Below are 6,708 nucleotides of genomic sequence, written 5' to 3'. Positions count from 1 at the left end.
AGTCTGGGCCGTGTCTCAGTCCCAGTGTGGCGGATCATCCTCTCAGACCCGCTACAGATCGTCGCCTTGGTAGGCCTTTACCCCACCAACTAGCTAATCCGACTTAGGCTCATCTATTAGCGCAAGGCCCGAAGGTCCCCTGCTTTCTCCCGTAGGACGTATGCGGTATTAGCATCCCTTTCGAGATGTTGTCCCCCACTAATAGGCAGATTCCTAAGCATTACTCACCCGTCCGCCGCTGAATCCAGTAGCAAGCTACTTTCATCCGCTCGACTTGCATGTGTTAAGCCTGCCGCCAGCGTTCAATCTGAGCCATGATCAAACTCTTCAGTTTAAAATCAGTAGTGCCTAAAGGACACCAATCTTGGCTCATCAATTTTCTGACAAATATTTCTCAAATAAACTTCGAGTCATTTCTACCATCAATCAATGAAAATAATTTCGATCGATCAACCAGTAAAAATCCACACAAGTTGTTCTTCATAAGCTCTTAATGATCTTCTTGCTGATTCGTCACCAGCAAGCTAGGTCGGCTATATTACACTGAATTTCTAAAGTGTCAATCCGTAATTCAAATTAATTTAAACTTATCCAACAAAACCCAATCTTAACACTTTGTGCTAAGTTACTGTTTTATCAGAAGTTTTAATCTTCATCACTGCCGATGGATGTGCATTCTACAGCATTTCAGGGCGCTTGCAACACTTCTTGCAAAGATTTTTTATCGTGTGTTTGTTTTATAAACCAATAAAAATATAAATAATTGTTTTTTATATAAAATTTATTTTAATTATTTTTGATTTTCATGTGATCTAGCTAAGAACTCTCACCCAAGTAATTACAACCAATTGTTTTAATTAAAATTATTTAAAAAAATCATTTATTACGCACTCCCTATTGCTTAAGGCGTAGTCAATTCTTGTTTTATTCTTCACCGCCCTGACGCTTATATAGACAAAACTTGTTTTATACGGCCTTCTTCCTAGAAATTGGCACTCTATTTAAATATGCAAAATAAACTCCGACCTTAAAATTAAAAAAGCCATTGCTTAAGAGCAATGGCTTTTTCAAAAGATTAGACAACAATTAAAACTTCATACTGACTCTTGCCCAGTAGTTACGGCCAATATTGTTAAATTGCTCATTGGCAGCAAATCCAAAACCAGAACTGCCCATCTTGTTCAAATGCTCGGCATAGGTACGATCTAGGACATTATCGACCCCAACAGAAAGATCAACACCATCTGCAATGTGATATGTGCCATTTAAAGACAGTGTGCCAAAGCCTGCACTTTTCTTAACATCATAACCAACGATATTCCCTTCACGCTCACTAATTCGGTTTTGACCATCGACCAAACGCCAGTAAGCACCCAAAGTGTAATTGTCCTGGATATAACGTAAATTTACCCGAGCCTCTAAAGGTGAAATCTGTGGCAACGGCGTATTATCGGTGGTGTTTTTAGCCCATGCGTACATCGCGCTGACATCTGTCTGAATCGCATCACTAAACTGATAACCCACCCCTGCTTCCGCCCCGGCAATGGTGGCATCCACATTTCGGCTATGCGCTTCCAACATGTTCATCATTCCTGTTAGTTTATAGGTGGTAAGCACATAGTCATTAATCAGCCCAGCATAAGCCGATGCCCAGGAACTGAAATTAGCATGGGTATGCTGATAACCTAGATCAAGCTGAAGTGTTTTTTCAATATCAATATTGGCAAAAGTATTGGCGTCACCATTCCCTGTTTTAGGACTGAATAATTCCCAGTAATCTGGCATACGTTCGACATAGCCCACGCCAATATAGGTCTTACCATCGTCATGATCGGGATGATGATTTTCAAAACGTACAAAGGCACTCGGTAGAGTTTCTTTACGTTCCTGATTTGACTCCACTGCTTCTACATTGACCTGATCCAGACGCAAACCAGACACTAGCTTATTGTTATCACTAAGCTGATAACTGAGCTCGCCAAAAGCCCCAACAGACTGGAATTCCATATCTTTAGTACGTGACTGATTTTGATACGGCGTCATCAAACTTCCGTTACGTTTAGTATGTTGGTTATTCTGACTATCGATACCAGTAATCAGCTGTAATTTATTCCATTCATTGGTCATTGCCATACGAGCATTCAATGTTTTACGCGCAACATTGCTCGCCATGGGCATACTCATCATGGGACTGGCCTGAAACTCACGCAGACTATAATTATCCATGACATGATCATTAAAGTTATAGTTCACCTGTGCTTCAACTTTCCGAATCACATCCGTCAGATTTCTCTTTTCAACACGTAAGCCGAGGCTTTCACGGGCAAACTGTGATCCATCCATATCACGGCCAGCATAAACTGCCTCACCATCCGCTTTACCACCGGTCAGTTCGACCCAGGTATCTTCATCCGGCGTCCAGCCCAGTGCCAAATCTGCATTCCAGCGTTCCCAATCTGAAGGTACAGTTTGACCATCACCATCCTGATAACTATTCGATACTGAACGGTTAATGTTCAGGCGGATATATTTCTTTTCATCACCACCAGCAGCTTCAATGTTCTGGTCCAGACGACCAAAAGATCCCATCAGTACACTGGCCTGACCACGGTATTTTTTATCCTGATCAAACTGTTCTGGGCGACGCTCAAAAATGACGGTTGCTGCTGAACCGGTATTGGCATATTGAACCGTTTGAGGACCTTTAATCACTGAAATACGGTCATAACTTTCTGGAGAAATATATGAAGTGGGCGAATCCATCCGGCTTGGACAGGCACCGAGGTTTTCAGTGCCATCAGTCAGGATTTTAATACGTGAACCAAACATGCCACGAAAGGTCACATCGCCATTGGTGCCAGCTCCGCTATTGACCGAACTAAAACCTACAATACTTTGCAGATAATCTGCACCATCGGTTGCTGGCACTGGCTGAATCGGCTGTTTCGGATCAGCACGAACAATCAGACCATTAGCATCATTACCGGCAGTTGAAGTCACCACAATCGGTGCCATGGTTTGTACAGGCATGCTTTCATTGGCCATAACCACTGATGAATAACAGGCAACACAAATCGCAGCCGCAAGGGGCTGTAACAAGAATTTAGGCTGAGCCATTTTCTATCTCACTGAATACATAAATTAAACACGGCCCAAGTCATTCAAGACCCAGGCAAAACAACGTGGATTTATGCAAACAGTGGCGGTGCCCGTCCCTGCGGGATTAAAAAGAGTCGCTGAAGGATAAACCAGACATGCTTAAAGGCTTGTTCAAAAGCCAATAGTCTGACCTGAATTCGATCCAGGACTTCTTTCACTTCAAGCTCAGGCGGCAAAACCAGGTTGCCATAGACAGTACAGTACTGACACTGATGACTGGCATCGTGTTCATGCGCCATGGAGTCTGAGGAAATAGGATGCTGATCAAGGTGATGATGGGCAGAATGTTCAGAATGAACATGAGAGGAAACTAAAAGGGCGCGCGTGATGGTTTCACAGACCGGAGCAACCTGATATTGCTTCGGCAGCAAAGGCTGTAAGAACACCGCAATCTGTAGAAATACCGCCACAAAGGAAAGTAGCAGACCTCCCCGCAGGACCATAGGCAAACCCTTGAACTTGTCTGGGCTAAGTATAACAAAGCCCAATCGAAATTGGGCTTGTTGAAGCATAAAAATTGCTTGGGAAAAGAGTCCTAGCGTTTAACTGCAACTTTTTCTTTATTGCGCTGGCGAACCAGTTTTTCTACTTTTTCACGGGCACGCTGACGTTTCAATGGCGACAGATAATCCACAAAAAGTTTACCATTTAAGTGATCCATTTCATGTTGGATGCACACAGCGAGAAGTCCATCAGCCTCTTGTTCAAAGGGTTGACCATCCAGACCAATTGCCTTGATTTTTACGCGTGACGGACGCTCAACTTTATCGTATATTTGAGGAACTGATAGACAGCCCTCTTCATAAGGCTGTGTTTCTTCAGTCAATGGTGTGATTTTGGGGTTAATGAACACCATGGGTTGATCTTTGTTTTCAGACAGGTCCATCACAATCAGCTGAATATGACGATCGACTTGGGTCGCAGCGAGTCCGATGCCTGGCGCTTCATACATGGTTTCAAACATATCTGCAGCGAGCTGACGAATTTCATCAGTAACTTCTTCGACTGGTTGTGCAATGGTACGAAGACGGGGATCCGGGAAACTTAAAATAGGTAATAAGGCCATACTGCGTCCTCAATTATGCCATTGATCAAAAAACCAAATGAAGGGAATGCTTCATCAAAAAAATGTGTGTAAGATCGTTATTATAACGCAATTACGCACATAATTTTAGGAATTATGATAATGAAAAAGGTTTTGAAGGGCATGCCATTTTTTAGTGCCTTGGGGTTAAAAAATCAAATGCTCGCACTGGCAGTTTGTGTCGGAGTGAGTATGGGGACAATGTATTCAGCCGAGGCAGCTCCTGCCCGCAACGTCAATCCACCTGCTTTAAAAGCCAGTGCGCCCAATGTCTACGTGGTCAAAAAAGGCGATACATTGTGGGATATTTCAAAACGTTTCTTAAAAAATCCGGTGCGTTGGCCAGAAATCTGGGCCAGTAACAAGCACGTGAAAAATCCACATTGGATTTTTCCAGGTGATCGCCTGTTGATGTGTGACTATCAAGGTCGTCCAATTATCGGTAAAGACGAAGGTGATGGCTGTGAAGGTATCATCAGTCGTTATATCGGTAGTACTTCATTACAACCACAGGTTCGCGTTGAATCTTTAAATAATACGATTCCAGTGATTCCATTAGCGCATATCCAGCAATGGCTGGAACGCTATACCATTGTGGCAGCTGATTCAGTTCAGGGTACGCCTTACATTCTCGGCACTGCAGACCAGCGCGTATTGGCAGGTAAAGGCCAGAAGGTCTATGCACGCGGCAATGGTCTGGTGGTTGGCCAGCGTTATGCAGTGTACCGTGAAGCAGACCCTTATGTATTTACCGATGCCAATGGCAAGAAATACACGGCTGCTCTAGAGCTGCAACAGGTTGCTTCCGGAATCGCAGTACGTGGCGAAGGTGATGTCACCACGCTGGAATTGACAGATAGCTATAATGCAGAAGTCCGTCGCGGTGACCGTGTATTACCTGAATACGATCCGATGTTGCCTACCCTGTTCTATCCAGTGAATGCAGAAAATACGGTTGCTGGCGGTCAGATTGTGCGTGTACTGGGTTCAATTGGTACCGCTGCGCGTCATAGTGTCGTGACGATTGACCGTGGTACGGCACATGGGGTTCAGACTGGTCATGTCTTCAGCGTAAACCAGAAAGGTGAAGTGGTGACTGATCCGAAAACCAAAGAGCGCGTACAGCTTCCGGGTGAGCGCATTGGCAATGTGATGGTCTTTAAAACTTTTGATCAGCTCAGCTATGCTTATGTGCTGGAAAGTGAGTTACCTATCAAGGTGGGTGCCAATATTCAAGCGCCACTGTTAGATGAATAAGAGATTGATCTAACTTTACAACTTAAAGAATAAGAAGACACAGATATAGGTCTCGATATGCTGAACTCGTTATCACGCGTGCAACTGGAAACACTGACGTTATGGTATCTGGTTCAGCATTCTCTTTCGAGCTTCTATAAAATCAGTCAGCATTATTCAAGTCTGACCACAGCCATACAGCCTGATCAGGTGCCTACCTGGCAGGCGCTTGGCATTCATGCCAATCATGTCCAACGCTTAAAAGACTTCTCGCTTCCAGAATCGCAACAGAAATTTCAGCGCTGTCTGGAAAAAATTCAACGAGATAGTGATTTCATCCTGCTCTATCATGATCTGCACTATCCGCAGCAACTCAGCCACTATGTAGACAAACCACCAATTATTTTTGGTCAAGGTCAGCCGGATACATTGCTTCAGGCTCAAATTGCGGTTGTGGGAAGTCGCAAGCCGAGTCCTCACGGCCGGCAAGTAGCTTATGATTTTTCCTTTTATTTGAGTGAACAGGGTTTCTATATTAATAGTGGACTGGCACAAGGCATAGATGAAGCAGCACATCGGGCAGGATTAAAACATCAAGGAACCATTGCGGTGATGGGGACTGGACTGGATCAAACCTACCCTTCTCAACATGCACAATTGCGCCAAGAGATTATTGCGCATGGGGGTGCGATCATTACCGAGTTTCTGCCAGAGACTCCACCGTTGCAGCATCACTTTCCACGACGCAACCGAATTGTCAGCGGTTTAAGTCTCGGAGTTATTGTAGCTGAAGCGACCTTAAAAAGCGGTTCCCTGATTACGGCCAAACTGGCTGCCGAACAAGGCAAGACTGTATTTGCCATTCCGGGACATATCTATAGTGAATATCATAAGGGTTGCCATCAGCTGATTCGTGAAGGCGCGATTTTGATTGACCATCCACAGCAAGTGATTGAGGATTTAGCCCTAGCAACACAGTGGCAAGCGAATGCAAATCACTTCAAAAAAGATACTTATCCTGAGCAAGAGCGCACTATCCCGCCCCATTTAATTCATCTTTATAATCAACTCGATTGGGTCGGACAGAGTCTGGATCAGCTCAGTTTTCATTTACACCAGGAAGTATCTTCCTTGACCAGTCAATTGATGGAACTTGAGCTGCTCGGCTTGAGTACTCAACAAGCGGGCATGTATCAGCGTTGTCGTCCACTGAAATAAAGTTCACAATA

5 protein-coding genes and 1 rRNA gene are annotated in these 6,708 nt (G+C 44.2%); 2 read left to right on the top strand and 4 right to left on the bottom strand.

The features are described 5' to 3' along the window. The 4 genes from FTV48_RS10730 to def all read right to left on the bottom strand — a co-directional run. Window positions 1-334, bottom strand: a 16S ribosomal RNA gene (locus FTV48_RS10730); the annotation flags it as partial. A 752-nt stretch (window positions 335-1,086) separates the two neighbouring features. Next, window positions 1,087-3,117: a TonB-dependent copper receptor gene (locus tag FTV48_RS10725; RefSeq protein ID WP_180000274.1), complete on the bottom strand. Its 2,031-nt coding sequence runs from the start codon at window positions 3,115-3,117 to the stop codon at window positions 1,087-1,089. 71 nt (window positions 3,118-3,188) lie between these two features. Continuing rightward, complete coding sequence (locus tag FTV48_RS10720; RefSeq protein WP_179992706.1) at window positions 3,189-3,602, bottom strand: DUF2946 family protein; 414 nt, start codon at window positions 3,600-3,602, stop codon at window positions 3,189-3,191. 92 nt (window positions 3,603-3,694) lie between these two features. Beyond that, complete coding sequence (gene def / locus FTV48_RS10715; protein ID WP_180000273.1) at window positions 3,695-4,225, bottom strand: peptide deformylase; 531 nt, start codon at window positions 4,223-4,225, stop codon at window positions 3,695-3,697. Between the two features lie 120 nt (window positions 4,226-4,345). Between def and FTV48_RS10710 the strand changes: the two genes are divergently transcribed. Then, complete coding sequence (locus FTV48_RS10710; RefSeq protein ID WP_104426934.1) at window positions 4,346-5,500, top strand: LysM peptidoglycan-binding domain-containing protein; 1,155 nt, start codon at window positions 4,346-4,348, stop codon at window positions 5,498-5,500. 57 nt (window positions 5,501-5,557) lie between these two features. Further along, window positions 5,558-6,697, top strand: a complete 1,140-nt coding sequence (gene dprA / locus FTV48_RS10705; protein WP_180000272.1) for a DNA-processing protein DprA — start codon at window positions 5,558-5,560, stop codon at window positions 6,695-6,697. Window positions 6,698-6,708: the final 11 nt, after the last annotated feature.

This window comes from Acinetobacter sp. YH18001 (assembly GCF_013416975.1).
Classification (GTDB): Bacteria; Pseudomonadota; Gammaproteobacteria; order Pseudomonadales; family Moraxellaceae; genus Acinetobacter; species Acinetobacter pseudolwoffii.
Note: the sequence above shows the minus strand (reverse complement) of the source record. Positions and strands in the feature narration are given on the sequence as shown.